Source organism: Luteimonas aquatica (assembly GCF_022662575.1).
GTDB lineage: Bacteria > Pseudomonadota > Gammaproteobacteria > Xanthomonadales > Xanthomonadaceae > Luteimonas > Luteimonas aquatica.
The window spans coordinates 1-26,018 of record NZ_JALBFU010000006.1; the positions used below are offsets into that span (position 1 = coordinate 1).

The 26,018-nt window shown below is 69.8% G+C and carries 23 protein-coding genes and 2 pseudogenes; 17 read left to right on the forward strand and 8 right to left on the reverse strand.

Going from position 1 to position 26,018, the window contains the following annotated elements; translation table 11 throughout:
- The 3 genes and pseudogenes from MD221_RS12470 to MD221_RS12480 all read left to right on the forward strand — a co-directional run.
- Nucleotides 1-1,025: OmpA family protein (locus tag MD221_RS12470; RefSeq protein WP_242112119.1), on the forward strand; the 1,025-nt coding region annotated here is incomplete at its 5' end.
- Nucleotides 1,026-1,305: 280 nt separating this feature from the next.
- Nucleotides 1,306-4,143 (forward strand): annotated as a pseudogene (gene uvrA / locus MD221_RS12475) (excinuclease ABC subunit UvrA); the annotation flags it as partial.
- 124 nt (nucleotides 4,144-4,267) lie between these two features.
- Nucleotides 4,268-4,678, forward strand: coding sequence for an acyl-CoA thioesterase (locus tag MD221_RS12480; protein ID WP_242112121.1), 411 nt, complete (start codon nucleotides 4,268-4,270; stop codon nucleotides 4,676-4,678).
- A 30-nt stretch (nucleotides 4,679-4,708) separates the two neighbouring features.
- Here the strand turns inward: MD221_RS12480 and MD221_RS12485 are convergent, their stop codons facing one another.
- On the reverse strand, nucleotides 4,709-5,167 hold the full coding sequence (locus MD221_RS12485) for a copper chaperone PCu(A)C (RefSeq protein ID WP_242112122.1): 459 nt from the start codon (nucleotides 5,165-5,167) through the stop codon (nucleotides 4,709-4,711).
- Nucleotides 5,168-5,208: 41 nt separating this feature from the next.
- Here MD221_RS12485 and MD221_RS12490 point away from each other — a divergent pair, with 41 nt between their 5' ends.
- Together MD221_RS12490 and MD221_RS12495 are read left to right on the forward strand one after the other, a co-directional pair.
- Nucleotides 5,209-5,982 carry an enoyl-CoA hydratase/isomerase family protein gene (locus MD221_RS12490; protein ID WP_242112123.1) on the forward strand — a complete coding sequence of 258 codons (774 nt, stop codon included), beginning with the start codon at nucleotides 5,209-5,211 and terminating at the stop codon, nucleotides 5,980-5,982.
- On the forward strand, nucleotides 5,979-6,503 hold the full coding sequence (locus MD221_RS12495) for a hypothetical protein (RefSeq protein ID WP_242112124.1): 525 nt from the start codon (nucleotides 5,979-5,981) through the stop codon (nucleotides 6,501-6,503). Before MD221_RS12490 ends, MD221_RS12495 begins: the two co-directional genes overlap by 4 nt.
- 9 nt (nucleotides 6,504-6,512) lie before the next feature.
- Here the strand turns inward: MD221_RS12495 and MD221_RS12500 are convergent, their stop codons facing one another.
- The 5 genes and pseudogenes from MD221_RS12500 to MD221_RS12520 all read right to left on the reverse strand — a co-directional run bounded on the left by MD221_RS12500 (nucleotide 6,513) and on the right by MD221_RS12520 (nucleotide 12,709).
- Nucleotides 6,513-7,376: a sulfurtransferase gene (locus MD221_RS12500; protein ID WP_242112125.1), complete on the reverse strand. Its 864-nt coding sequence runs from the start codon at nucleotides 7,374-7,376 to the stop codon at nucleotides 6,513-6,515.
- A gap of 92 nt (nucleotides 7,377-7,468) precedes the next feature.
- A pseudogene (locus tag MD221_RS12505) lies at nucleotides 7,469-8,316 on the reverse strand (NUDIX hydrolase); the annotation flags it as partial.
- A 103-nt stretch (nucleotides 8,317-8,419) separates the two neighbouring features.
- Complete coding sequence (locus MD221_RS12510; protein WP_242112126.1) at nucleotides 8,420-11,272, reverse strand: type 2 lanthipeptide synthetase LanM family protein; 2,853 nt, start codon at nucleotides 11,270-11,272, stop codon at nucleotides 8,420-8,422.
- Nucleotides 11,273-11,505: 233 nt separating this feature from the next.
- On the reverse strand, nucleotides 11,506-11,691 hold the full coding sequence (locus MD221_RS12515; RefSeq protein WP_242112127.1) for a DUF6229 family protein: 186 nt from the start codon (nucleotides 11,689-11,691) through the stop codon (nucleotides 11,506-11,508).
- Between the two features lie 307 nt (nucleotides 11,692-11,998).
- Nucleotides 11,999-12,709: an FKBP-type peptidyl-prolyl cis-trans isomerase N-terminal domain-containing protein gene (locus MD221_RS12520; RefSeq protein ID WP_242112128.1), complete on the reverse strand. Its 711-nt coding sequence runs from the start codon at nucleotides 12,707-12,709 to the stop codon at nucleotides 11,999-12,001.
- A 305-nt stretch (nucleotides 12,710-13,014) separates the two neighbouring features.
- On the opposite strand from MD221_RS12520, the gene MD221_RS12525 reads away from it, so the two are divergent.
- The 4 genes from MD221_RS12525 (at nucleotide 13,015) to MD221_RS12540 (ending at nucleotide 16,252) form a co-directional block, all read left to right on the forward strand.
- The gene (locus MD221_RS12525) at nucleotides 13,015-13,797 is read left to right on the forward strand and encodes an enoyl-CoA hydratase-related protein (protein ID WP_242112129.1); all 783 of its coding nucleotides are present in this window, start codon (nucleotides 13,015-13,017) and stop codon (nucleotides 13,795-13,797) included.
- Between the two features lie 10 nt (nucleotides 13,798-13,807).
- Nucleotides 13,808-14,194, forward strand: coding sequence for a hypothetical protein (locus tag MD221_RS12530; protein WP_242112130.1), 387 nt, complete (start codon nucleotides 13,808-13,810; stop codon nucleotides 14,192-14,194).
- Complete coding sequence (gene nth, locus MD221_RS12535) at nucleotides 14,191-14,880, forward strand: endonuclease III (RefSeq protein ID WP_242112131.1); 690 nt, start codon at nucleotides 14,191-14,193, stop codon at nucleotides 14,878-14,880. The genes MD221_RS12530 and nth overlap by 4 nt, the downstream gene beginning before the upstream one ends.
- A 211-nt stretch (nucleotides 14,881-15,091) precedes the next feature.
- The gene (locus tag MD221_RS12540) at nucleotides 15,092-16,252 is read left to right on the forward strand and encodes an OprO/OprP family phosphate-selective porin (protein WP_242112132.1); all 1,161 of its coding nucleotides are present in this window, start codon (nucleotides 15,092-15,094) and stop codon (nucleotides 16,250-16,252) included.
- Between the two features lie 69 nt (nucleotides 16,253-16,321).
- Here the strand turns inward: MD221_RS12540 and MD221_RS12545 are convergent, their stop codons facing one another.
- Nucleotides 16,322-17,623, reverse strand: a complete 1,302-nt coding sequence (locus MD221_RS12545) for a LysM peptidoglycan-binding domain-containing protein (RefSeq protein ID WP_242112133.1) — start codon at nucleotides 17,621-17,623, stop codon at nucleotides 16,322-16,324.
- A gap of 228 nt (nucleotides 17,624-17,851) precedes the next feature.
- Between MD221_RS12545 and pstS (MD221_RS12550) the strand changes: the two genes are divergently transcribed.
- Nucleotides 17,852-18,871 (forward strand): phosphate ABC transporter substrate-binding protein PstS, encoded by a 1,020-nt coding sequence (gene pstS, locus MD221_RS12550; protein WP_242112134.1) that lies wholly within the window; start codon nucleotides 17,852-17,854, stop codon nucleotides 18,869-18,871.
- A gap of 73 nt (nucleotides 18,872-18,944) precedes the next feature.
- Here pstS (MD221_RS12550) and MD221_RS12555 read toward each other — a convergent pair whose 3' ends face one another.
- Nucleotides 18,945-19,571, reverse strand: coding sequence for a LysE family translocator (locus MD221_RS12555; protein WP_242112135.1), 627 nt, complete (start codon nucleotides 19,569-19,571; stop codon nucleotides 18,945-18,947).
- Nucleotides 19,572-19,777: 206 nt separating this feature from the next.
- Between MD221_RS12555 and pstS (MD221_RS12560) the strand changes: the two genes are divergently transcribed.
- The 7 genes from pstS (MD221_RS12560) to MD221_RS12590 all read left to right on the forward strand — a co-directional run bounded on the left by pstS (MD221_RS12560) (nucleotide 19,778) and on the right by MD221_RS12590 (nucleotide 25,983).
- On the forward strand, nucleotides 19,778-20,869 hold the full coding sequence (gene pstS / locus MD221_RS12560) for a phosphate ABC transporter substrate-binding protein PstS (RefSeq protein WP_242112136.1): 1,092 nt from the start codon (nucleotides 19,778-19,780) through the stop codon (nucleotides 20,867-20,869).
- Nucleotides 20,870-20,996: 127 nt separating this feature from the next.
- Nucleotides 20,997-21,968, forward strand: coding sequence for a phosphate ABC transporter permease subunit PstC (pstC, locus tag MD221_RS12565; protein ID WP_242112138.1), 972 nt, complete (start codon nucleotides 20,997-20,999; stop codon nucleotides 21,966-21,968).
- A 2-nt stretch (nucleotides 21,969-21,970) separates the two neighbouring features.
- Nucleotides 21,971-22,849: a phosphate ABC transporter permease PstA gene (gene pstA / locus MD221_RS12570; RefSeq protein ID WP_242112139.1), complete on the forward strand. Its 879-nt coding sequence runs from the start codon at nucleotides 21,971-21,973 to the stop codon at nucleotides 22,847-22,849.
- A gap of 100 nt (nucleotides 22,850-22,949) precedes the next feature.
- Nucleotides 22,950-23,783 carry a phosphate ABC transporter ATP-binding protein PstB gene (gene pstB / locus MD221_RS12575; RefSeq protein ID WP_242112140.1) on the forward strand — a complete coding sequence of 278 codons (834 nt, stop codon included), beginning with the start codon at nucleotides 22,950-22,952 and terminating at the stop codon, nucleotides 23,781-23,783.
- A gap of 196 nt (nucleotides 23,784-23,979) precedes the next feature.
- On the forward strand, nucleotides 23,980-24,684 hold the full coding sequence (gene phoU, locus MD221_RS12580) for a phosphate signaling complex protein PhoU (protein ID WP_242112141.1): 705 nt from the start codon (nucleotides 23,980-23,982) through the stop codon (nucleotides 24,682-24,684).
- 192 nt (nucleotides 24,685-24,876) lie between these two features.
- Complete coding sequence (locus tag MD221_RS12585; RefSeq protein WP_242112142.1) at nucleotides 24,877-25,446, forward strand: RNA polymerase sigma factor; 570 nt, start codon at nucleotides 24,877-24,879, stop codon at nucleotides 25,444-25,446.
- Nucleotides 25,447-25,497: 51 nt separating this feature from the next.
- On the forward strand, nucleotides 25,498-25,983 hold the full coding sequence (locus tag MD221_RS12590) for an HvfA family oxazolone/thioamide-modified RiPP metallophore (protein ID WP_242112143.1): 486 nt from the start codon (nucleotides 25,498-25,500) through the stop codon (nucleotides 25,981-25,983).
- Nucleotides 25,984-26,018: the final 35 nt, after the last annotated feature.

A 26,018-nucleotide genomic window follows, 5' to 3' on the forward strand; every position in this document is an offset into this window, starting at 1 on the left:
GCGGCGCGCGCCAGGCGGGCGATGCCGTCGGCGCCGGGCTGGACCGGGCCGGCGACGGCGCGCGCGCGGCCTCCGGCCGCTGGTGGCCCTGGCTGCTGCTCGCGGCGATCGTGATCCTCGGCTTCTTCCTGCTGCGCGGCTGCCAGTCGCGCGAGGCGGCCGCCCCGGCGGCGGGCGCGCCCACCACCGCCCCCGCCCCGGCCGAACCCGCGCCGGCGCCGGCCACGCAGTTCGATTCGCGCTTGGCACTGAGCCGGGCCGGCGGCAAGGTGACCTACGAGGGCGTGGTCGACAGCGAAGCCAGCAAGACCGCCATCGTCGACGCGCTGACCCGGGCCTTCGGCGCCGGCAACGTCTCGGGCAGCCTCCAGGTCGACGCCAACGCCCGCACGCCGGGCTGGCTGCCGGCGCTGGCCGGCTTCCTGCCGCAGTTCACCGCCGACGGCGCCACCCTCACCTTCGAGGGCAACAAGATCGACCTGAGCGGCCAGATCCCCGACGCCGACCGCAGCGGCCTGCTCGACAAGCTGAAGGCGGCCTTCGGCGGCTTCAGCTTCGGCGGACTGTTCCAGGCTGGCGAGGCGCAGGGCGTGGGCGCGGCCGTGGAACGCTCGGCCGAGGCGGCCAAGGAAGCCCTGGGCAAGCTCACCGCCGGCGGCGGCTACAGCGCCGACGACCTGGTGAAGGCGCTGAACCTGATGATCGTTCACTTCGACACAGGCAGCGCCAACATCTCCAGGGACAGCGACGAGATCCTCGCCAAGGCGGCCGAGGCGATCAAGAACGCGCCGGCCGGCACCCGGATCGAGGTCGGCGGCCATACCGACAACACCGGCAACGCCGGCGCCAACCAGACGCTGTCGCAGGCGCGCGCGGACGCGGTCAAGGCGCGCCTGGAGAAGAACGGCGTGGCCGGCGACACGCTGCGCGCGAAGGGCTACGGCCAGGACAAGCCCGTCGCCGACAACGGCAGCGAGGCCGGCCGCGCGCAGAACCGCCGCATCGAGTTCACCGTGCAGCCCTGAGCACGCCACGGGCGGATCGGGACAGGGGCGCTGCGGCGCCCCTGTTGCGTTCAGCGTCGCAGCCGGTGAGACGGCCGCGCCGCACAGTGGACGCACCCGCGCGCGGGTCCCGCCGGCAGTCCCGTACCGGCCCGCAATCTCGGAAGCGGCGTGGCGCGGTACTGGCTTTCCGGTGATTTGCCCCCAAATCGTTGCCTCGCTACGCTAATCCGTTGTTTTTCGCGCAGCCCTCGCTCCCCTCCGGCCGTTCCCGGCCGACCCCACTTCTCTAGGCCGCTCAATGGCGATGGACACCATCCGCATCCGCGGAGCCCGTACCCACAATCTGAAGAACCTCGATCTCGACCTGCCGCGCGATCAACTGATCGTGATCACCGGCCTGTCCGGCTCGGGCAAGTCCTCGCTGGCCTTCGACACCATCTACGCCGAGGGCCAGCGTCGCTACGTCGAATCGCTGTCGGCCTACGCGCGCCAGTTCCTGAGCGTGATGGAGAAGCCCGACGTCGACCACATCGAGGGCCTGTCCCCGGCGATCTCGATCGAGCAGAAGTCGACCTCGCACAATCCGCGCTCCACCGTCGGCACGATCACCGAGATCTACGACTACCTGCGCCTGCTCTACGCGCGCGTCGGCCTGCCGCGCTGTCCCGACCACGGCTATCCGCTGGAGGCGCAGACGGTCAGCCAGATGGTCGACCAGGTGCTCGGGCTGGGCGCGACCGAGGAAGGCCGGGACAAGCGCTACATGCTGCTGGCGCCGGTGATCCGCGAGCGCAAGGGCGAGCATGCCCAGGTGTTCGAACAGCTGCGCGCCCAGGGCTACGTGCGCGTGCGCGTGGACGGCCAGCTGCACGAGATCGACGCGGTGCCGCCGCTGGCGCTGCGCCAGAAGCACACCATCGAGGCGGTGATCGACCGCTTCAAGGTGCGCGAGGACATCAAGCAGCGCCTGGCCGAATCCTTCGAGACCGCGCTCAAGCTCGGCGACGGCATGGCTGCCGTGCAGTCGCTCGACGACGAGAAGGCTGAGCCGCTGCTGTTCTCCTCCAAGTACAGCTGCCCGGTCTGCGACTACTCGCTGCCGGAGCTGGAGCCGCGCCTGTTCTCCTTCAACTCGCCGGTCGGCGCCTGCCCGACCTGCGACGGCCTGGGCGTGAGCCAGTTCTTCGATCCGGCGCGCGTGGTGGTGCATCCGGAACTGTCGCTGGCCGCCGGCGCGGTACGCGGCTGGGACCGACGCAACGCCTACTATTTCCAGCTGATCCAGTCGCTGGCCAAGCACTACGGGTTCAGCGTCGACACGCCCTGGCAGGAACTGCCGGAGGACTCGCGCCAGGCGGTGCTGTTCGGCAGCGGCAAGGACGTGATCTCCTTCAGCTACCTCACCGACTCGGGCACGCGCATCCAGCGCAAGCACAAGTTCGAGGGCATCGTGCCGAACCTGGAGCGGCGCTACCGCGAGACCGAATCGAGCGCGGTGCGCGAGGAGCTGGCCAAGTACATCAGCGAACGTCCCTGCCCCGACTGCGGCGGCGCGCGCCTGAACCGCGCCGCGCGCAACGTATTCGTCGCCGAGCACCCGCTGCCCGCCATCGTGGTGATGCCGATCGACGAGGCGCTGTCCTTCTTCGGCGAACTCAAGCTGCCGGGATGGCGCGGCGAGATCGCCGCCAAGATCGTCAAGGAAATCCGCGAGCGCCTGAGCTTCCTGGTCGACGTCGGCCTGGACTACCTTACCCTGGAGCGCAAGGCCGACACCCTGTCCGGCGGCGAGGCGCAGCGCATCCGCCTGGCCTCGCAGATCGGCGCCGGCCTGGTCGGGGTGATGTACGTGCTCGACGAGCCGTCCATCGGCCTGCACCAGCGCGACAACGAGCGCCTGCTCGGCACGCTCACGCGGCTGCGCGACCTCGGCAACACCGTGATCGTGGTCGAGCACGACGAGGACGCGATCCGCCTGGCCGACCACATCGTCGACATCGGCCCCGGAGCCGGCGTGCACGGCGGCGAGATCGTCGCCCAGGGCAGCTTCGAGCAGGTGCTGAAGGCGCCGCGCTCGCTCACCGGGCAGTACCTGAGCGGCAAGCGCCGCATCGAGGTGCCGGCGCTGCGCCACAAGCCGCAGCCGAAGATGCAGCTCAAGCTGCTCGGCGCCTCGGGCAACAACCTCAAGAACGTCGACCTGACCGTTTCCGCCGGCCTGTTCACCGCGATCACCGGCGTCTCGGGCTCGGGCAAGTCGACGCTGATCAACGACACCCTGTTCGCGCTGGCCGCCAACGAGATCAACGGCGCCTCGCACAAGCCGGCGCCGTATCGCGACGTGAAGGGCCTGGACCTGTTCGACAAGGTGGTCGACATCGACCAGTCGCCGATCGGCCGCACCCCGCGCAGCAACCCGGCCACCTACACCGGGCTGTTCACGCCGCTGCGCGAGCTGTTCGCGCAGGTACCCGAGTCGCGCGCGCGCGGCTACTCGCCGGGACGCTTCAGCTTCAACGTGCGCGGCGGCCGCTGCGAGGCCTGCCAGGGCGACGGCCTGATCAAGGTGGAGATGCACTTCCTCCCCGACGTGTACGTGCCCTGCGACGTCTGCCACGGCAAGCGCTACAACCGCGAGACGCTGGAGATCCTCTACAAGGGCCACAGCATCCACGACGTGCTGGAGATGACGGTCGAGGACGCGCTGAAGCTGTTCGAGCCGGTGCCGGCGCTGGCGCGCAAGCTGGAGACGCTGATGGACGTGGGCCTGGCCTACATCAAGCTCGGCCAGCCGGCGACCACGCTCTCCGGCGGCGAGGCGCAGCGCGTGAAGCTGTCGAAGGAACTCTCGCGCCGCGACACCGGGCGCACCCTGTACATCCTCGACGAGCCCACCACCGGCCTGCACTTCCACGACATCGAGCACCTGCTCAGCGTGCTGCACAAGCTGCGCGACGACGGCAACACCATCGTGGTGATCGAGCACAACCTCGACGTGATCAAGACCGCCGACTGGGTGATCGACCTCGGCCCCGAGGGCGGCCATCGCGGCGGGCAGATCCTCGCCCAGGGCACGCCCGAGGACCTGGCGCGCGAGCCGTGCTCGTACACAGGGCAGTTCCTCGCCAGGATGCTCAACGTCGAGAGCGAGAAGAAACCGTCACGCCGAAAATCGGCGGCGTGACCGGCCCTTTCCCCGCCACCATTCCCATCACGCCATTCCTGCTTTCCAGGAATGGCGGCACACCGCCACGGACGCCATGAGCCTGGACAACCGCAAGATGCTGTTCCGCCTGCCGATCGAGCTGCGCTGGCGCGACCTCGACGCCTTCAACCACGTCAACAACTCCAATTTCATGACGTACCTGGAAGAGGCGCGGATCCGCTGGTTCGATTCGTTCTACGACACCTGGTCGGTGGACGAGACCGCGCCGTTGCTGGCCGCGGTGCAGATGAACTACCGCGTGCCGATCCCCTACCCGGCCAGCGTCGCGGTGGAACTGTATGCCGAGCGCGTGGGCAACAGCAGCCTGACCATCGGCCACGCCATCGTCAGCGAGGACGGCGCCACGGTCTACGCCGACGGCCACGTGGTGATGGTCTGGATCGACCGCCGCAGCGGACGCCCGACGCCGCTGCCCGAACCGGTGCGCAACGCCGCTACGCTCTAGGCCCGCGGCGGTTTCATATCAGCCGCGCGGTCAGAGCGCGTTGGGCTTGCGCACCTCGAACTCGCCCAACAGCGTGCCGCCGCCGGCCAGTTCGAACTGCACCACCACCTTGCTGCCGGCCTGCAGCGGCGCATGCGGCCTCATCAGCATCAGGTGCAGGCCGCCCGGCTTGAGCACCGCCGCGTCATCGGGCGCGATGCGCAGTTCGGGAACCGCGCGCATGCGGTTCACGCCGTCGACCAGGCGCGTCTCGTGCAGCTCGACGCTGCCGAAGGCGGGGCTGCTGGCGCCGGTGATGGTGACCGGCGCCTTGCAGCGGTTCTCGATGCGGCCGAAGCCGGCCATCATCGGCATGCCGGCCGGTCCCAGGCGGACCCAGCCCTCGCGCAGTTGCGGCTGGCAGTCGCGCGCAAACGCAGGGGCGAACGCGCCCGCCGACAACAGGCAGAACGCGAGTCCGGCAAGCCACGGATGGCGGAGCGTCTTCATGCGCCTATGATACCGCCATCGCTACGCAAACCGGACCCCGCATGAGCGCACCGACCGACACGTCCCTGATCCAGGCCACCGACCATGGCCCCATCCGCGAGCTGCGCCTGGCGCGCCCGCCGGTCAACGCCCTGAATCCGGCGCTGTGCGAGGCCCTCGGCGCGGCGGTGGCGCAGGCGGTGAGCGACGGCGTCGGCGGACTGGTGCTGGCCGGCGGCCCGAAAGTGTTCTCGGCCGGTCTCGACGTGCCCTATCTGCTGAGCCTGGACGATCGCGCCGCGCTCAAGGCGGCCTGGGAAAGCTTTTTCGTCGCCGCCCGCGCGCTCAGCGAATGCCCGATCCCGGTGGTTGCCGCCATCGCCGGACACGCGCCGGCCGGCGGCTGCGTGCTGGCGCTGTGCTGCGACTATCGCGTGATGGCGCACGGTCCGTTCCAGATCGGCCTGAACGAGACCCGCGTCGGGCTGGCGGCGCCGGAAGGCATCCAGCAGCTGATGCGCCGCGTGGTCGGCGCCTATCGCGCCGAGCGACTGCTGGTCGCCGGCGAGATGGTGTCCTCCGAGCGCGCGCTCGCGCTGGGCCTGGTCGACGAGCTGGCCGAGCCGGAACAGGTTCCGCCGCGCGCACGCGCCTGGCTGGAGGCGCTGCTGCAGCTGCCGCGCGCGCCGATGCTGCAGACGCGCGCCTTCGCGCGCGCGGACCTGGTGGCCGCGCTCAAACCCGAGCGCATCCACCTCGACATGTTCATCGATGCCTGGAACGATCCGGACACGCAGGCCGGACTGCGCGCTCTGGTGGCCAAGCTCGGGAAATGACCGCGCCGGAAGACGCTGCCGATCGCGCGCCGGCATCGCGATCCGATGCCGGCGCCGCGTCCGCGTTCGCTTCCGCCAACGCATTCCGCTGGCTGCTGGTCCTGCACGTTGCCCTCATCGCCGGCGCCGTCGCGGCCGGCCTCGCGCCGGGCGGTTATTCGCCGGCGCTCGCCGATGCCTATGCGCAGGAACCCATGGGATGGCTCGACGGCCTGTCGGCCTCGGCACAGTCGCCGCAGGTCGGCCTCTGGCTGACGCTTGCGCTCGTCATCGGCCTGGCAGGGCTCATGCTCGCCGGGATCGTCGGCATGTTCCTGTTCAAGCGCTGGGGACGCACGCTCTCACTGGCGATCACGCTGGCCGGCCTGGTTCTGTCCGCGTTCGCCGGTCCGTCGCTCACTTCGCCTGTCGAGGGCATGCTGTGGGAAGCCAGCACGCTGGCCTGGGGCGCGATCCTGGCGATGGCCTATTGCACGCCGCTCCAGGCGCGTTTCGCGGCGGGCGCGATGGCTTCGTCCTAGCGCGGCGGCCTATCGTTCGCCGACGGCGATCGCGCGCGCCGGATCCTCGATCCAGCCGCTCCACGATCCGGTGTACAGCTTCGCGCCCTGCAGCCCGGCGTGGGCCATCGCCAGCAGGTGATGGCAGGCGGTGACGCCGGAACCGCACATCACCGCCACCTCCCGCGGCGCGCGTCCGTCGAGCAGGCGCGCGAACTCCTCCGCCAGTTGCGACGCGGGCTTGAACGCGCCCGCCCCGCCTTCGGCAAGATTGCGCGCGTAGGGCCGGTTCACCGCGCCGGGCACGTGGCCGGCCTTGCGGTCGATCGGCTCGACCTCGCCGCGGAAACGTTCGGCGGCGCGCGCGTCGATCAGCAGGCCGCCATCGGCCAGGTGCGCCTGCACCTGATCGGCGGCGAGCAGGCGCTGCCGGTCGAAGCCGGCCGCGCCGTAGGCGCTCGGCGCCGGCGCGGGCACGTCGTGCTGCACCGGCAAGCCGAGCGCGCTCCAGCGCGCCCAGCCGCCGTCGAGCACGGCCGCGCGCGCATGGCCGAGGGCCTGCAGCAGGAACCACAGGCGCGCCGCATGCGCGCCGTCGCCGTCGTCGTAGGCCACCACCTGGTGCGCCGGCGTCACGCCCCACGCGTCCAGGCGGGCGATGAAGTCCGCTTCGTCCGGCCAGGGATGGCGGCCGGCGCCGGCGGCCGCGCGCGGCCCCGACAGGTCCCGATCCAGGTGCGCGTAGCGCGCGCCGGGAATGTGCGAGCGCCGGTACGCGGCCTCGCCCGCTTCCGGCGCGGCCAGCGAGAAGCGGGCGTCGAGGACGACGAGCCTGTCGTCGCCGAGCGCCTCGGCCAACGCCTCGGGCGATACCAGGGTGGTCCAGGAGTTCATGCGTCCGCCTGCCTGGGCGAAGCCTGCTCGAGATCGGTCTGTTCGATGTCGGCTTGTTCGAGAGCGGCCTGCTCGAAATCTGCCCGCTCCAGGCCCGCCTGCTCGAGCCGGAAGCGGAAGTTGTAGAGGATCGCCGCGGTCACGCCCCAGATGCGTTGCGTCGGCGCACTGGGCGGACGGCGGAATTCGGGGATGCGGCGGGCGCGTCCGCGATACTCCACCTCGATCAGCTCGAGGTTCTCCGGCGTCATCAGCCAGTCCAGCGGCACCTCGAACACGTCCGAGACCTCGCCCGGATCGGGCACCGCCACGAAGTCCGGATCCACGTGCGCCACCACCGGCAGCACGCGGAACCCGGTGATGGTGTCGAACAGGTCGAGATAGCCCAGCGGCCGCGCCAGCCGCGGCGCGAGCCCAACTTCCTCGTGCGCCTCGCGCAGCGCGGCGGCGACCGCGTCGGCGTCGCCCGGCTCGATGCGGCCGCCGGGAAAACTGACCTGGCCGGCATGGTGGCGCAGCGCGTCGGTGCGCCGGGTCAGCAGCACCTGCAGCACGCCCTCGCGCGGAATCAGCGCCACCAGCACGGCGGCGTCGGCGGCGTCGCGCTCGGGCAGCGCCAGGCCGTCCATCTCGTCGCGGTTCCACGCCGCGCCGACCGGCACCGCGTCCAGCGCATGCAGGGCGCGGACGATGTGCGGCCAGCCGTGGTTGCCGACGATGGCGCGCTCCGGATCGGCGGCCGCGCTCATGGCTTGCGCGGCGCGCGCTGCGGCAGGACCTCGCGCATCAGATACAGGCGCTGTTCGTCGCTCATCCGCAGCCAGCCGGCGATCTCCTCTCCGGTGCGGTAGCAGCCATGGCAGAGGCCGTCGGCATCGAGCATGCAGACGCCGATGCAGGGCGTGGGAATGGCGGGGAGGACAGCGGCCGAAGAGGACATCACGCCGCACAGCGTAGCGCACAACCGGGGCCGATCGCGATTGCGGGCGGCCGCACGCGCCCGCACCCGGGACGGATCCGCAACGGTTCCGTCCAGCCCCGCTTCAGACAGGCGCCCGCCGCCTGCATTCGAGCAGCAGCGGCGAGGCCAGATCGCAATCGGGATGCATGCGGTTGAGGCCGTGGACGGCGCCGGCCAGCCCGGTCATCAGCCCCGGGGTGAAGGCCTTGCGGGTGATGCCGCCGACGATGCCGTGCTCCTCGATGGCCGAGACGACCTGGCTGGTCGCCTCTTCGCGGTCGACGGCCGACGCGTCGGGATCGGCCGCCGCCGCGCGCACCAGCAGTTCCCACAAGGAAAAGTCGCCGTGGCACAGCGTGTGGGTGAACCCCCACTGTCCGCGCGAGGCCGTCACCGCGCGGCGCAGGTCGCGCCGATGGCGCGCATCGCCGTCGCGCGCGTACAGGTCCACCGCCGCCAGGCCGATGCCGACGCCGCCGTTGCACCAGGTGGGGAAATTCACCGTGTCCTGCATGCGGAAATCGCGCCAGTTGTGCGCCGATGCGTCGAACAGCGAATCCTGGAACGCGAACGCAGCCCCGGCGAGCGCGCTCCAGCGTTCGCGCGCCGCGTCGTCGCCGGCATCGCTGTCCGCCAGCCGTGCCAGGGCCCAGCCGATACCGTAGGCGCCGTGCGCGAAACCGCCGATCGGATCGGGCAGCTGCAGCGTCGGCCAATGCGCGCCGCGCGCGTCCACGCGCGCCACCGCCTCCAGATGCCGGCCGGCGCGCGCGGCCAGCGCCAGCCAGCGCGGATCGCCGGTGGCCTCGGCCAGGCCGAGCAAGGGCACGATCGCGCCGCAACTGCCGTCGGTGAGGTCGAAATGACGATCCTCCTCGAAGCCCGCGCGCTCGAGCGCCTGCGCGCAGGCCACGGCCTGCGCCAGCGCTTCCGGCCGCCGCAGCAGGTCGTGCAGCACCAGCCAGGCCCAGATGCGGCCGCCGTAGCCGGTGAAGCCGCCGACGGTCGGCGGCGTCTCGCCCTCGGTCGCCGACCGCAAGGCGATCAGCGCGCCTTCCAGCGCGTCGTCGATGCCCGGCACGGCGTCGGCGCGTGCATGCTCGACCTCATGGCGATAGCCGGCCAGCGCGACGGCCACGCCGCCAAGGCCGAAGTACACGTCGCCGCGCAGCGGCTGCACGTGCCAGCCCTTGCTGCCGAAGCTTTCCGGCGTGATCCAGGTCGCCGAGCCGTCGGCGCCGCGCACGGCCAGGCGCAGCAGGCGCTCGGCGGTGTCCGCCGCCAGCCGGCGCCGGCGCTCGTCGAGCCGCTGCCGGTGCGGCGCGCGCGCGAAGTGGATGCGGCTGTCGCGTTCGCTCGGCCCGTCGGCGCCATGGTTGAGCTGGGTGACGACCAGCGAACTGCGGATGGTCATCTCCTCCAGTTCCAGCCGCATCGCGCGCCAGTTGGCGAGGATGGCGGCGATGCGCCCGGCCGCCAATGGCGCGACGAACACCGGGATGTCGCCGTAGCGCAGGTCCTCGATCTCGCCGTCGATCTCCTCCTGCGGCGGCGCCACGCCCGCGGGATTGCGCGAGAGCAGCTTGCGCGCGCGCTCGATCGCCTTGTCCTCCTCGTGCAGGGAGGCCGGATGCCAGAGCATGCGGCCGATCTCGACGTAGATCTGCGTCGCGCGGCGCACCTCGCGCGCCTGGCAGCCTTCGAAGGCGGACAGCAGCGTCTCGAGTTCGCCGCTCGCGTCGAGCCGGCGCAGGCGCGCGGACGCCTCGAGGAAGGCGTCGCTGATCTCGTCCCAGTAGCGCGAGACCTCCGGTTTCGGGCTGGGATGGTTCTGCGCGATCGCCATGTCGGCCTCGACCATCGCCACGCGCGCACCCGTGGTGCCGTCGTCTGCGATCACCGGCACCTGCAGTTGCGGCTGCTCGCCCGGCAGCGCGCCGGCGGCGGACAGGTCGGCGCGGCCGAAGCCCACCGTGCGCGCGCGGAACGGCACGATGCCGGTGCGCAGCACCGAGCTTTGGATCAGGGCCTGCGCGCTGTCGTAGGCCAGGCCGTAGTTCGACGGCGCCAGCGGCGGCGCGATCGCGAACAGGCTCTCCACGTCGACCGCGACCGGCACCGGCCCGACGGCGATCAGGTTTTCCAGATGGATGTCGGTGCCGCCGAGCAGGCGCAGCACCGCCAGCCAGTGGCCAAGGCCGCGGTAGAAACCGCGCAGTTCGTCCTCGCCCTCGCAGTAGCGGTGCGCGGCGAACGCGGCCCAGCCGTAACGGCCGCGGTCGAGCACCGCGGGCACGCGGATGCGCCGGGCATCGTCGGCCGCGTGGCGGCGTTCGTCCTCGGCGAACACCCGCGCGAGAAAGGCGTCGAGCACCGCGTCGATGCGCAGCGAACGCGGCTTGTACATGACCTGCCCGACCTCGAACGTCAGCCGCGCCACGGTCTGTCCGCCCGCGTGCAGGTCGCCCTGGTCGAGGGCAATGCCGGTCAGGCGCCCGGGCGCGCGGCCGAGCAGTCCGGCCAGGTCGTCGCGATCGGCGATCAGCCGCGCGACCATCGCCTCGATCGCCGCGCGCTGCTGGTCCAGCGTGCGCCGCAGCCGCGGCAGCAGCGTCGGATAGCGTTGCTGCAGATGCTCGACGAACTCCTCGCGCATCGCCCGCTCGACGAACTGCGCGAAACGTCCCGCCTCGTCCTGCGCGTCGAGTTCGCCGGCGTGCTTGGCGCCGTGCATTTCCAGCAGCAGCACGCGGTTGAGCTTCAGCCGCGCATTGGCGTACAGCGCGCGCCCGGCGGCGAGGCGGATCAGTTCCGCCTCGCCGGCGTCGAGGCCGGCGGCGCATTGCCCCAGCCGCGCCGCGAACAGCGCGCGCGCGTCGGCGGTGAAGTGGTCGATGATCGGGCCGAAGCCCTCCTGGATGCGGCTGTCGGTCATCGCGTTCCTTGCCTGGCGTCAGGGCCGGAGACGGAGCCGGCCAATAAAAACGGCGCGCGCCCGGAAGCGGGCGCGCGCCGGCGGTGAAGTGGTCGATGATCGGGCCGCAGCCCTCCTGGTGGCGGCTGTCGGTCATCGCGTTCCTTGCCTGGCGTCAGGGCTGGAGACGGAGCCGGCCAATAAAAACGGCGCGCGCCCGGAAGCGGGCGCGCGCCGATGGTCGTGCGGCATCCTCAGATGCAGCAATAGCAGCGGCCGTTCGGGCAGGTCGATACGGACGTGGAGTGGGTCTCCGGGAACATCATGGCCTCGTCGAGGGCGCCTTCCCCCTCGATGTACAGCGGCCCGGCCGGATTCTCGAAGCCGTCGACGCTATCCGCGCCGCTGAGCCAGCCCGAGACGAGATGGTTGCTTTGCATTGCCTGGTTCCTCCCTTCAATGTCGAACGGAACCCGGGGGCGGTCGCTTCCCTGTATCGAAACCGCCGCCGCACCGGACATCGATTTCAAGCTTCGCGGCACCTCCGTTGCCAGCCGACTCGCATGGGCTGCGTCCCGGCGAAACCGCGGGTCCATCCTAAACGGCGGCGTCCGCCAGCGTCAAAGAGCCTCCGGAGCGCCGCCGGCGTGGCCTTCGCACGGCGCTTTTCGGGGACCGGAAACGACTGCGCCGGCTGTGAAGCCGGCGCAGTGGGTGTTGCATGCGGGCCTTGCGGCCGGACCGCCCTTACTTGACGCTCACCACGGTGACGTCGAAGACCACGGCCTGGTTCGGGCCGACCGGCGATTCCGGGGAATTGCCGTAGGCCTGGGTGGCAGGCAGCACCACTTCCCAGTTCGCGCCCGCGGACATCTGCGTCAGCGCCTCGCGCAGGCCGGTCAGCGGGATCTGGCTGACCTTCAGCGAGACCGGACCGCCCTTCTGGCCCTGCGGCGGATTGGCGGTATCGACGAAGGTGCGGCCGTCGGTGAGCGAGCCCTTGTACTGCAGCTGCACTTCGCTGGCCTGGGTCGCCTTCGCGCCGGAGCCTTCCTTGATCACGCGGTACTGCACGCCGCTGGGCAGCGTCTTCACGCCGGCCTTGGCCTTGTTCTGGGCCAGGAACGCGTCGCTCTTGCTCTTGTTCTCGGCCGAGGCCTTCTCGAACGCCGCCTTGGCCTTGGCCAGCTGGCGCTCCTGCATGCTCTTCACCACGGTGCGCAGCTGGTCGACGGGGACCGCCGGCTGCTTCTTGGCATAGGCATCCTGCAGCGCCTTGACGATGGTGTTGATGTCGACGGCCTCGCCGTTCTCGACCAGCTCGGCAACGTTGTTGCCCATGTCGTAGCCGATCGCATAGCTCAGCTTGCCTTTCTCGGAGGTGGTGTCCTGCGCCGAGGCAACGCCGGCCGTCAGGGTCAAGGCCGCGAGGGTGGCGGCAAGCAAACGCAACTTCATGCAGTGAATCTCCGCTTTTGGTGGAAAGTCCGCATATGCGGGCTCTTGGTCAGGGACGAACATCCTGGTTGGAAAGTCCCGCGCAAGCGTCGTGCCTTGCTGAGGGGCGAACAGTCGGGCCATCAAGCAATTGGGGCGGTCAAACCGCCCCAATCGGACGGGTTAGGATACCTGCCGCCGGGCTGAATCGCCACTGACGACCGCCCCTACGACCCATGCCGGCCCGACAAGTTCCGCAGGCAGGCACAATTCGTCCCCTGAACGCGCCCTCGCGCGCCCCGTACGCCAATGCCACAGACCGCCCCATGCCCGATTCCCCTTTGCTGATCAACGACCACGGCGCCGTGCGCGTGGTCACCGTGAACCGCCCCGACAAGCTGAATGCGTTGAACGCGGCCACCCTGGACGCCCTGCACGCCGCCTTCGACGCCGCTGCCGCGGACGAGGCCGTGCGCGCGGTGGTGCTCACCGGCGCCGGCCCCAAGGCCTTCGTGGCCGGCGCCGATATCGCCGAGATGGCCGGCCTGACGCCGGTCCAGGGCCGCGATTTCTCCCAGCGCGGCCAGCGCATGATGCGACGCGTGGAGCGCATGCCCAAGCCGGTGATCGCGATGATCAACGGCTTCGCCCTGGGCGGCGGCCTGGAACTGGCCATGTGCTGCCACCTGCGCATCGCCGCCGACAGCGCCAAGGTCGGCCAGCCGGAAATCAACCTCGGCCTGATCCCGGGCTTCGGCGGCACCCAGCGCCTGGCGCGCCTGGCCGGGCGCGCCGCCGCGCTCGAACTGTGCCTGCTCGGCGCGCCGATCGACGCCGCGCGCGCGCAGCAGCTGGGCATCGTCAACCGCGTGCTGCCGGCGGCCGAGCTCGAGGCCGAGACCATGAAGCTGGCCGCGCAACTGGCCGCGGCCGCGCCGCTAGCGCTGCGCGGGATCCTCGACTGCATCGTCCACGGCAGCGAGATCGGACTGGAGGAAGCCCTGGAGTTCGAGACCGCGCAGTTCGGCCTGATCTTCTCCACCCAGGACATGCGCGAAGGCACCGCCGCGTTCCTGGAGCGGCGCAAGCCCGCGTTCCACGGACGCTGAGGGCGCAAGGATGGCCACCTCGGTCCCGGCGGAGCACGCGCCAGGCTGCGACCCCGCGCTGCGCGCGCGGCTGGCGGCGCTGCTGGAGGCCGACGCCGTGGACGCCGCCCTCGATGCCGGGCTGATGCGGCATGTTCCCTGCCCCGCCTGCGAGGCGGCCGACGTGCGCGCCGCGCAGGAGTCGGCGCGGATCGTCGAGGAATGCCGGCGCCTGTCCGGCGCCTGGGCGGCGCGCGAGCGCCATCGCGCCCGCGAGGCGCGCCTGCGGCGGCGCGAGGCCGAACGCGCCGCGAAACTCGCGCCGGCGATCGACGCGCAGGCGCGCAGCTCCTCGCTGCCCTCGGCCGCCGCGGCCGCACTGGCGCGCGCCAAGGCCAAGGCCGCGGGCAGGCCATGAGCGCGCCCGCGCCGAAACGCCGCGGCAGGACGCTGACGCCGGCCGAAGTGCGCGAGCTGTTCGCGCGCCTGGCCGAGCTCAATCCCGAGCCGACCACCGAACTGGTCTATTCCACGCCCTACGAGCTGCTGGTGGCGGTGATCCTGTCCGCGCAGGCCACCGACGTCGGCGTGAACAAGGCCACGCGCCGGCTGTTCCCGGTGGCGAACACGCCGGCGGCCATGCTCGAACTGGGCGAGGACGGCCTGAAGCGCTACATCGCCACCATCGGCCTCTACAACGCCAAGGCCGCCAACGTGATCGCGATGTCGAGGCAGCTGCTCGAGCTGCACGGCGGGCAGGTGCCGCGCACGCGCGAGGCGCTCGAGGCGCTGCCCGGCGTCGGGCGCAAGACCGCCAACGTGGTGCTCAACACCGCGTTCGGCGAGCCGACCATCGCCGTGGACACCCACATCTTCCGCGTCTCCAACCGCACCGGACTGGCGCCGGGCAAGGACGTGCGCGCGGTCGAGGAGAAACTGCTGAAGGTGGTGCCGGCCGAATACCGGCAGGACGCCCACCACTGGCTGATCCTGCACGGCCGCTACGTCTGCAAGGCCCGCAAGCCCGACTGCCCCCGCTGCATCCTGCGCGACCTGTGCCGCTACCCCGACAAGACCCCGGGCGCGGCCCCGCCGGCTCAATAAGGCCGCGCCCTGCGCCCTATCGAGAAGTCCGGCCAGGGATGGCCGGGTCCTCGCGGAAGGACCCGCAAATGTCACACCCCGGTCATCGAACCGACAAAACGCCCGGCAAGACTGGCGCCGCCCTCCGGCTGTCCCGCGCCGGCCTGTCACAGCAACGAAATATTCACGCCCTACGCTGCGCGGCGTCTCTCCACGCCCCAGGGCCATTGTCATGAAACTCTCACGCTCCACCCTCGCGGTTGCCTTGCTTGCCGCCGTCGCCGCGCCGGCCGCCCACGCCGAGATCGTCATCGACCAGATCGGCGGTTCAGAAGTCAGTTTCGAAGGCCTGGTCCAGGCCGACGCGAACTGGTTCAGCAACGACGTCCTCGACCTCAACAAGGGCAGCGTCGACGGCACCGGCGGCAACGGCAAGAACAGCGAATTCGAACTCCGCCGCGCCGAGCTCGTCCTCAAGGGCAAGGGCCCCTACAACTTCGACTGGGTGGTGGGCTACGACGCCAAGGCCGACAAGTGGCTGGACGTCAACGTCAAGTACAAGATCGGCGGCGACGGCAACAACTTCTTCCAGGTGGGCCAGTTCAAGCAGCCCAACAGCCTGGAAGAGCTGTCCAGCACCAAGAACAACGACTTCATCGCCAAGGCCAACGCCACCAACACCTACGCGGTCGCGCGCCGCCTCGGCGCCGCCTACGGCTACAGCCAGGACAACTGGGGCATCACCGCCAGCGCCTTCGGCCGCGAGCTGACCCGCAACCTCGCCCACGGCAGCGGCTACGGCCTGCGCGGCACGTTCGCGCCGATCAACGAAAGCGGCAACATCCTGCACTTCGGCCTGGCCTACGTGAACTACGACACCGACGCCGACACCTTCCGCGTGCGCTCGCGCCCGAATGCCGACCTGGCCACCGAGCGCCTGGTCGATACCGGCAACTTCACCGACACCGACCGCGTCGCCACCACCAGCGTCGAGGGCATGTGGGTGCACGGCCCGTTCAAGCTGCAGGGCGAGTACTACAACAGCGACATCAAGCGCTACGACCACGACAACTACACCAGCACCGGCGGCTATCTGCAGGGCCTGTGGAACATCACCGGCGAGACCTGGGGCTACAAGGGCGGCGTGCCCACCACCCCGCTGCCGGACGAGCCGTCCAGCGGCATGTGGCAGGTCGGACTGCGCTACGACACCATGGACCTGAACGACGGCGACGTCAAAGGCGGCAAGATGAACACCTGGACCGCCGGCGTGAACTGGTACTGGCGCTCCAACTTCAAGTTCATGCTGAACTACGTCAAGGTCAACAGCGAGCGCAAGGACGTCAGCGACGATCCGGGCATCACCGAGGCGCGCCTGCAGTTCTTCTGGTAACCATCCGGAGAGCGCAAAAAGAAAAGGGCACGGCCATGGCCGTGCCCTTTTTTCGTTCGCGCGGCGCGACTACTTCGCGGCGGCCTGGTCGATGAGCTTGTTCAAGGTCGCGTCGTTGCCGTAGCGCTCCTTCAGCTCCTGCACGCTCACCCCCTCGCCAAGCTCCTGCTTGGCCGCTTTCACGAAGGCCTCGTCGGCGGTCTTGGTATCGCCGCTCTTGCCATGCGCGTCGGCGACGCCCTTGGCGGCGGCATTGGTGTCGTAGGCCGAGGACAACGGCGCGCTCTGCGTGGCTTCGCCGCCGATCGGGTTGGTCGCGCTCGCCGGCTTGCCGGCGGCATCGACGATCTTGTCGATGGTGGCGTCGTCCAGCTTCACGTTCTCGTCGGCCTTCAGCCGCGCCTTGATCGCGTCCGCGCTGGAGCCGTTGGCCAGCTCGGCGCGAACGGACTTCTCCAGATCGGTCTTGGCGCCGGCGACGGCGTTCTCCTTCGCGGTGACCTGACTGTCGGTGCCGGCGCTCCTGGACTGCGCCTCCGACACCTGGCGGGCGGCCTGCCCCGTGGACAGCACCTGGTCGACCATCTTGTTCAGATCGGCATCATTGCCATAGCGCGCCTTGATCTCGTCGGGACTGGTGCCCTGCGCCAGCTCCTTGGTGATCGCGGCCTTGAACTCGTCCTGCGCCTTGGTCAGCCGTTCCTGCTTGCCGGTGCTCTGGCTGTCGGTGCTGACGTGCATGTCCCGCGCCTGGTCATAGGACTTCGCGGCGGTATTGGCGGCGGAAGCAGGCGTCAGCGGCGCGCCTTCGCGCGAACCGCCCAGGGGATTGGAAGCGCTCGCCGGCTTGGAAGCCGCGTCCACGATGCGGTCGATGTCGGCATCGCTGACATTGGGCAGGTTTTGTTCCTTCAGGCGCTCCTTGATCGCTTTCGGATCGCCGCCAGCGGCGATCTCCTTGCGAACGGCGGCGTCCAGGTCGGCTTCGGCCTCCGCCGTGGCGGCCTCCTTGCCGGTGACCTGGGAGTCGGTGCTGGCCGATTGCGACTTGGTGTCGCTCAGATCGCGGGCGGCGGCGTCGGTGCGCTCGGGCGAGCCTTCCGCGCCGCGCACGAACACCACTTCCCCCGGGTAGATCAGGTCCGGGTTGCGCTCGGCGTACTGCGGGTTGTCCTTGTAGAAGGCTTCCATGTTCGGCGGATTGCCGTAGCCGTTCTGGGAGGCGATCTGGGTCAGGTTGTCGCCGTGCTTGACGGTGTACGGCGTGGTGCCGTCGGGGGCCTTGACCTCGCCCGACTTCACTTCGTCTTGAGTGACCAGGGCCGAATCGCGGAACTTCGGGCCCGTGTAGGAGATTTCGCCGTTTGCCATGGGGGAAGCCTGAGGGAATGGATGCCGCGACACGCTAACCCCCATCCCCTTCGCATCACAGCTGGGGACGACCCTAGGCCGAGGCGAACCGGGTCACACAATCCGCCGGCGACGCGCCTGCAGCCAAGCGACCGGCGCTGCCATCAAGCTGTCACAAAATCGTTATGGAATGTGCACAGCCGGGCGACGCCCGCTTTTTTAACAGCACATTCCCTCGGGGGACTCTCCATGTTCAGCAAGCTCAACGTCCGTCTCGCCACGCTCGCGCTGGCGGCGGCCTTCACCGCGAATGCCTCCGCCGCCGACGTGACCGGCGCGGGCGCGTCGTTCATCTATCCGGTCATGAGCAAGTGGTCGTCCGACTACGCCAAGGCCACCGGCAAGCAGGTCAACTACCAGTCGATCGGCTCCGGCGGCGGCATCGCGCAGATCAAGGCCGGCACCGTCGACTTCGGCTCCTCCGACGCCCCGCTGAAGCCGGAAGATCTCGCCAAGTCCGGCCTGGCGCAGTTCCCCTCGGTGATCGGCGGCGTGGTGCCGGTGCTCAACGTGGCCGGCGTGGAGTCGGGCGCGATGAAGCTCGACGGCGAGACCCTGGCCGACATCTTCCTGGGCAAGATCACCAAGTGGAACGATCCGGCCATCGTCGCCCTCAACGGCGGCGTGAAGCTGCCCGACGCCAAGATCACCGTCGTGCACCGCTCCGACGGTTCGGGCACCAGCTTCAACTTCACCAACTACCTCTCCAAGGTCAGCGCGGACTGGAAGGCCAAGGTCGGCGAAGGCACCTCGGTGAAGTGGCCGATCGGCATCGGCGGCAAGGGCAACGAGGGCGTGGCCGCCTACGTGAAGCAGATCAAGGGCGGCATCGGCTACGTCGAGTTCTCCTACGCGCTGCAGAACAAGCTGACCTTCACCCGCATGAAGAACGCGGCCGGCAACTTCGTGCAGCCGCGCGACGACACCTTCCAGGCCGCCGCCTCGGGCGCCGACTGGGCCAACGCCAAGGACTTCTACTTGGTGATGACCAACGCCGCCGGCGAGAACTCCTGGCCGATCACCGCGACCAACTTCATCCTGATGTACAAGCAGCCGAAGAACGCCCAGAGCGCCAAGAGCGCCAAGGAGTTCTTCAAGTGGGTGTACGCCAGCGGCGACGCCCAGGCCAAGGCCCTCGACTACGTGCCGCTGCCCGACAGCCTGGTGCAGCAGATCGACGCCTACTGGTCGCAGAACATGGCTTATTGATTCTCTCTCCCACTGGGTCCTCTCCTGACCTGCGGGCCTTCGGGCCCGCTTTTTTTTGCCCGGGCGCCGGCGCTCAGCCGCGCTGCTGGGCCGCCAGGCGCAGGCCCAGCGCGACGAACACCGTGCCGGTCAGGCGATGCCGCCACCGGCCGCCGCCGCGCAGGCGCCGGCCGAAACGGCCGACCAGGAAGCTCAGCGCCACGTCGTTGGCGAAGCCGACCAGCGCCAGCAGCGCGCCCAGCACCAGGAACTGCAGCCAGACCATGCCGCGCTCGGGATGCACGAACTGCGGCAGGAACGCCACGAAGAACAGCGCGACCTTGGGATTGAGCAGGCCGGTCATCACCGAGCGCATCCACAGCCCGCGCATCGGCGCCGGCGCCGCGCCCGCCGCGTCCTGCGCGACGGAGCCGCCGCGCCAGGCCTTGATCCCCAGCCAGATCAGGTAGGCGGCGCCGCAGTACTTGATCGTCTCGAAGGCCAGCGCCGAGGCGGCCAGCAGCGCCGACAGGCCCAGCCCGGCCGCCAGGGCATGCAGCAAGGTGGCCGTCTCCAGCCCGAGGCCGGCCCGGACCCCGCGGCGCATGCCGCCCGCGGCCGCGTTCACCGCGATCCAGGCGGTCCCGGGGCCTGGCATCAGCACCAGCGCGACCGCCGAGACGAGGTAGGCCAGCACGGTCTGCGGTTCGAACAAGAGCATGGCGATCTCCGGCGCCGCCGGTCCTGGCGGGGTTCCAGGCAGTGTGCCGCGTTCTCGTCCCGGCGGCTGCGCCGCGTTGCGGCCGATCTGGCGCCGCGCACGAGCGCTCCGGGTGTCTGCCGTCTCGTTCGTCATTTGTCTGTAACAAAAACATCATTTCATAGCGACATCCGCCGGCCGCGCGCCGGTTTCTCCTTGGAGCCGCCATGAATCTCGCCCCGGTCCGCCTGACCGCCCTGACCCTGTCCACCCTGCTCTTCGTCGCGGCCTGCGCGCCGTCCGGCGATCAGGCCCCGGCCGCCAACGGCGGCACGCCCGCCGCGGACGCCGCGCAGGCCGGCGACAAGGTCGCCGCCGAAATCACCGGCGCCGGCGCGACGTTCATCTACCCGCTGATCTCCAAGTGGTCGGCCGACTACCACAAGACCACCAGCAACAAGGTCAATTACCAGTCGATCGGCTCCGGCGGCGGCATCGCGCAAATCAAGGCCGGCACCGTCGACTTCGGCTCCAGCGACAAGCCGCTGCCCAGCGAGGAGCTGGCAGCCGCGGGCCTGGGCCAGTTCCCCTCCGCCATCGGCGGCGTGGTGCCGGTGGTGAACCTGGAAGGCATCGAGGCCGGCAAGCTGCGCCTGACCGGCGCGCTGCTCGCCGACATCTTCCTGGGCAAGATCGCCACCTGGAACGACAAGGCCATCGCCGCGGCCAATCCGGGCGTGGCCCTGCCGGCGACCAAGATCAACATCGTCCACCGCTCCGACGGCTCGGGCACCAGCTTCAACTTCACCAACTACCTGTCCAAGGTCAGCCCGGACTGGAAGACCAAGGTCGGCGAAGGCACCTCGGTGCAGTGGCCGGGCGGCGTGGGCGGCAAGGGCAACGAGGGCGTGGCCTCCTACGTGCAGCAGATCAAGGGCTCGGTCGGCTACGTCGAGCTGGCCTACGCGCTGCAGAACAAGATGACCTTCGTGGCGCTGCAGAACGCGGCCGGCAACTTCGTGCAGCCGAGCGCGGCCTCCTTCTCCGCCGCCGCGGCCTCGGCCGACTGGAAGAACGCCAAGGACTTCAACCTGGTGATCACCAACGCCGCCGGCGCCGAGGCTTGGCCGATCACCGCCACCAACTTCATCCTGATGCACAAGCAGCCGAAGGATCCGGCGCGCTCGAAGCAGGCGCTGGCCTTCTTCAAGTGGGCCTACGAGCAGGGCCAGGAGCAGGCCAGGTCGCTCGACTACGTGCCGCTGCCGCCGGAGCTGGTGCAGCAGGTCGAAGCGTACTGGGCGTCGGAGATCAAGTGACGATCCGCCGCGCCCGCCAAGCGGGCGCGCGGATCGTCATCCCTGCGCAAGCAGGGATCCAGCGACTTTGTTTCAAGCGACGAAAGACATTGGATTCCCGCTTGCGCAGGAACGACGAGCAGAGCTCATGAACGCCACCAGCCTACCCGCATCGGTCGCGCCCACCGGGCGCGACATCCGCGACGCGCGCAACGACCGGTTCTTCCGCTACGCGCTCACCGCGGCCGTGGTCTTCGTCCTGGTGGCGCTGGCCAGCGCCGCGCTGTCGATGCTGTGGGGCGGCCGCGAGGTACTCGCGCACGAGGGACTGCGCTTCTTCTACTCCTCCGAGTGGAACCCGGTGGAGAACAAGTACGGGGCGCTGGCGCCGATCTACGGCACCATCGTCACCGCGATCATCGCCATGCTGATCGGCGTGCCGATCAGCTTCGGCATCGCCCTGTTCCTCACCGAAGTGGCGCCGCGCTGGCTGCGCGGGCCGGTCGGCACCGCGATCGAGCTGCTCGCCGGCATCCCCTCGATCATCTACGGCATGTGGGGCCTGTTCGTGCTGGTGCCGGTGATGACCGAGTACGTCACGCCCTGGCTCAACGACAACCTCGGCACGCTGCCTTTGGTCGGCCGGCTGTTCCAGGGCCCGCCGCTGGGCATCGGCATCCTCACCGCCGGCTTCGTGCTGGCGATCATGGTGATCCCCTTCATCAGCTCGGTGATGCGCGAGGTGTTCCTCACCGTGCCGACGCGGCTGAAGGAATCGGCCTACGCGCTGGGCTCCACGCGCTGGGAAGTGAGCTGGGACATCGTCCTGCCCTACACCCGCTCGGCGGTGATCGGCGGCATCTTCCTGGGCCTGGGCCGCGCGCTCGGCGAGACCATGGCGGTGGCCTTCGTGGTCGGCAACTCGGTGTCGCTGTCGGCCTCGCTGCTCGAGCCGGGCACGACCATCGCCGCGCTGATCGCCAACGACTTCGGCGAGGCTACCCAGACCTACCGCTCGGCCCTGCTGCTGCTCGGCTTCGTGCTGTTCATCGTCACCTTCGTGGTGCTGGCCATCGCCCGCTTCATGCTCCTGCAGCTCGCGCGCAAGGAGGGCAACTGATCATGGATACCGCAGCGCAACGCTACGCCGACAGGCTCTACGGCCGCCGCAAGCTGCTCAACGGCGTCGCCCTGGCGATGTCCTGCGTGGCGGCGGCATTCGGCCTGCTGTTCCTGGCCTGGATCCTCTGGACCCTGGTCTCGCGCGGCATCCAGGGCATCAACTGGTCGCTGTTCACGCAGATCACGCCGCCGCCGATGGAGGAAGGCGGCCTGATGAACGCCTTCAAGGGCTCGCTGCTGATGTGCGCGATGGGCGTGCTGATCGGCACGCCGCTGGGCATCGCCGCCGGCACCTGGCTGGCCGAGTACGGCAACGCCCGCAAGCTCGGCACCGTGGTGCGCTTCGTCAACGACATCCTGCTCTCGGCGCCGTCGATCGTGCTCGGCCTGTTCGTCTACACCCTGGTGGTGATGCAGCTGGCCGGCGGCGACTTCTCGGCGCTGGCCGGCGCGATCGCCCTGGCCTTCATCGTGCTGCCGGTGGTGGTGCGCACCACCGACGAGATGCTGCGCCTGGTGCCGGCGCAGATGCGCGAGGCCGCGCTTTCGCTGGGCGTGCCGCAGTGGAAGGTGATCGTCCAGGTGCTGTACCGCAGCGCCTCGGCCGGCATCGTCACCGGCATCCTGCTGGCGCTGGCGCGCATCAGCGGCGAGACCGCGCCGCTGCTGTTCACCGCGTTCGGCAACCTGTACGACAGCAACAACATCCTCAAGCCGATGGCCAGCGTGCCGGTGGTGATGTACCAGTTCGCCGGCAGCCCCTACGACAACTGGCGCACCCTGGCCTGGGCCGGCGCGCTGGTGCTCACCCTGTTCGTCCTGGTGGTCAGCCTTGGGGCGCGCACCCTGCTGCTGCGCAAGCGCATCTCGCATGACTGACCTCCAGGCGCATCCGCACAAGCCCGCTCGCCCTCCTGCGGGCCTGCCGGCATTCGCTGCAGCCACCGATTCTTCGCCTCCAATCGTCCGGAATCCCTCCATGAACGACGCCCACCACATCGAAGACACCGCGCCGCGCAGGATCGCGACGCAATCGCGTGCGACCGAGCCGGTGGCGGCGCCGGTGAAGCTCGCCGCGCGCGGTCTGGACTTCTACTACGACAAGTTCCACGCTCTGAAGTCGATCAACCTGGAGATCCCGGAAAAGCGCGTCACCGCGCTGATCGGCCCCTCCGGCTGCGGCAAGTCGACGCTGCTGCGCATCTTCAACCGCATCTACGCGCTGTATCCGAAGCTGGCCGCGACCGGCGAGGTGCTGCTGGACGGCGAGAACATCCTTTCGCCGAAGTACCCGATGAACCGGCTGCGCAGCAAGGTCGGCATGGTGTTCCAGAAGCCGGTGCCGTTTCCGATGACGATCTACGAGAACATCGCCTACGCCATCCGCCATCACGAGAAGCTGTCGAAGTCCGAGATGAACGACCGCGTCGAGCACGCGCTGCGCCAGGGCGCGCTGTGGGACGAGGTCAAGGACAAGCTCTCGCAGAGCGCGCTCGGCCTCTCCGGCGGCCAGCAGCAGCGCCTGTGCATCGCCCGCGCGGTGGCGCTGAAGCCGAGCGTGCTGCTGCTCGACGAGCCGACCTCGGCGCTGGACCCGATCTCCACCAGCCGCATCGAGCAGCTGGTCGAGGAGCTGAAGGTGGACTACACCATCGCCATCGTCACCCACAACATGCAGCAGGCCGCGCGCGTGTCCGACTTCACCGCCTTCATGTACCTGGGCGACCTGATCGAGCACGGCGCCACCGAGACGATCTTCTCCAACCCGACCAAGCAGCAGACCGAAGACTACATCACCGGACGGTTTGGGTGAGGGACCGCGCTTGGCCGATGCCCTATCGGCATCGGCCGCGGTCCCGAACGCCCGGCCAGGGAAGGCCGGGCCGGACGCCCCGAAGCCAGTGACGTTTCGCCATGGAAGGCGGCAGCGGTCCTCACGAAGCAGGCTCAGAATCGCACCACGCGCCATAGCCCCGCCCAGCGCCCACGCAACGACTCCGAGAACCCACATGAACACCCAACCCCACGATCACATCGTCAAGAGCTACGACGAGGAGCGCCGCCGCATCCAGAGCGACGTGCTGCGCATGGGCGAGATGGCCACCGCGCAGCTGGAAGCGGCGCTCGACGTGGTCGAGCGGCGCGACGACCGCGCGGCCGAGCGCATCATCGGCAACGACGAGGAAATCGACACCCTGGAGCGCACCATCAGCCACGACGCCATGACCCTGGCGCTGCGCGGCCCGCTGGCGCGCGACCTGCGCGAGATCCTCGCCACCCTGCGCATCGTCTCGGACATCGAGCGCATCGGCGACTACGCCGCCAACGTCGCCAAGCGCTCGATCGCGCTCAACCTGGCGCCGCCGCTGCCGCATACGCGCGGGCTGCATGCGCTCGGTTCGCTGGCCGCGCAGCAGGTGCGCGACGTGCTGACGGCCTACCGCGAGGGCGATGCCGATGCGGCGCTGAAGGTGCGCACCACCGACGCCCAGCTCGACGCCCAGTACACCGGCCTGTTCCGCGAACTGCTCACCTACATGATGGAGGACGCGCGCGCCATCACCCCGTGCACGCACCTGCTGTTCATGGCCAAGAACATCGAGCGCATCGGCGACCACGCTACCAATATCGCCGAGAACATCTGGTTCCAGGTCCACGGCGAGGAGCCGCTTCCGCCGCGCGAGAAGCGCGACGAGACCAACACCGCCGCCTGAGGTTCCGTCGGCGCTCCCCGCGCCGGCGCCATGCTGCACCGCAACCTGGGCGCGCCGGCGGCGCCCGGGGGCTAAACCCGGGCTGAATCCTTTCCGGCCCCGACCCCGGCCCGGCGCACCGATCGGCGCCCGGCCGGTCTCCTGTAGGGCGTGTGCGGATGATCGCCATCCGCTACCGTGACCGACAGGACCATGACCGAAACCGCCGACGCCCCCGGGGACGCCTTCCGCGCGCAACTGCAATCCGCGCGCGCGGGCGACCGCGCCGCATTGGAGCGGGTGCTCGCGCGCTCGCGCCAGGACCTGCGCCGCTACGCCGAGTACCACTGCGAGATCAACGACGTCGAGGACGCCGTGCAGGAAAGCCTGCTGCTGATCTCGCGCAAGCTCGGCGGCCTGCGCGCCCTCGAGGCCTATGCCTCCTGGCTGTTCCGCATCGTCAAGCGCGAGTGCAACCGGCTCAAGCGCGCGCGCCGGCACCTGGTGCTGCTGCCCTCGCTCGAGGAGATCGACGGCCCGCACTACCCCGCCCCGAGCGGCCTGATCCGGGACGTGGCGGCGGCGCTGTCCGCCCTGCCCGCCCACTACCGCGACATCATCCTGCTGCGCGACCTGGAAGGCCTGACCGTGGCCGAGATCGCCGCGCAACTTGACCTGCATCCCGAAGCCGCCAAGGCCCGCTTGCATCGCGCACGCAGCCTGGCGCGACAATACCTGTCCCCCGCACTCGACGTTTCCGAAGTCTTAACCATGGCTGGTTAACACTCACCACCCCTTGCGGGCCCCGCCCGTAACCATCAGGAGAGAGCCAAGATGTCCAACACCAAGAAGCCCGTCGCCCTCGCCATCGGCGCCACCCTCGCCGGCGGCCTGATGCTGTCCGGCTCCGCCTTCGCCTCCACCCAGCTCGCGCAGGGCTATCTGCTCGGCGCGCAGGAAGCCGCCGCCGCCGACAAGGCGAAGGAAGCCTCCTGCGGCGCGGACAAGGCGAAGGAAGGCAGCTGCGGCGGCGACAAGAAGGCCGAGGGCAAGTGCGGCGAAGGCAAGTGCGGCATCGCGAAGATGGACGCCGACAAGGACGGCAAGGTCTCGCGCGCCGAGTTCGACGCCGCGCATCCCGGCAAGGAGTCGAAGTTCGACGGCATCGACACCAACAAGGACGGCTTCATCGACGAAGCCGAAGGCAAGGCCCACCAGGAGGGCAAGTGCGGCGAAGGCAAGTGCGGCGCCGACAAGAAGGCCGCTGCCAAGGGCGCCGAAGGCAAGTGCGGCGAGGGCAAGTGCGGCGGCTCGGCCTGAGCCAGCGCGTCGACCGCAACCCGCGCGCTCCGGCG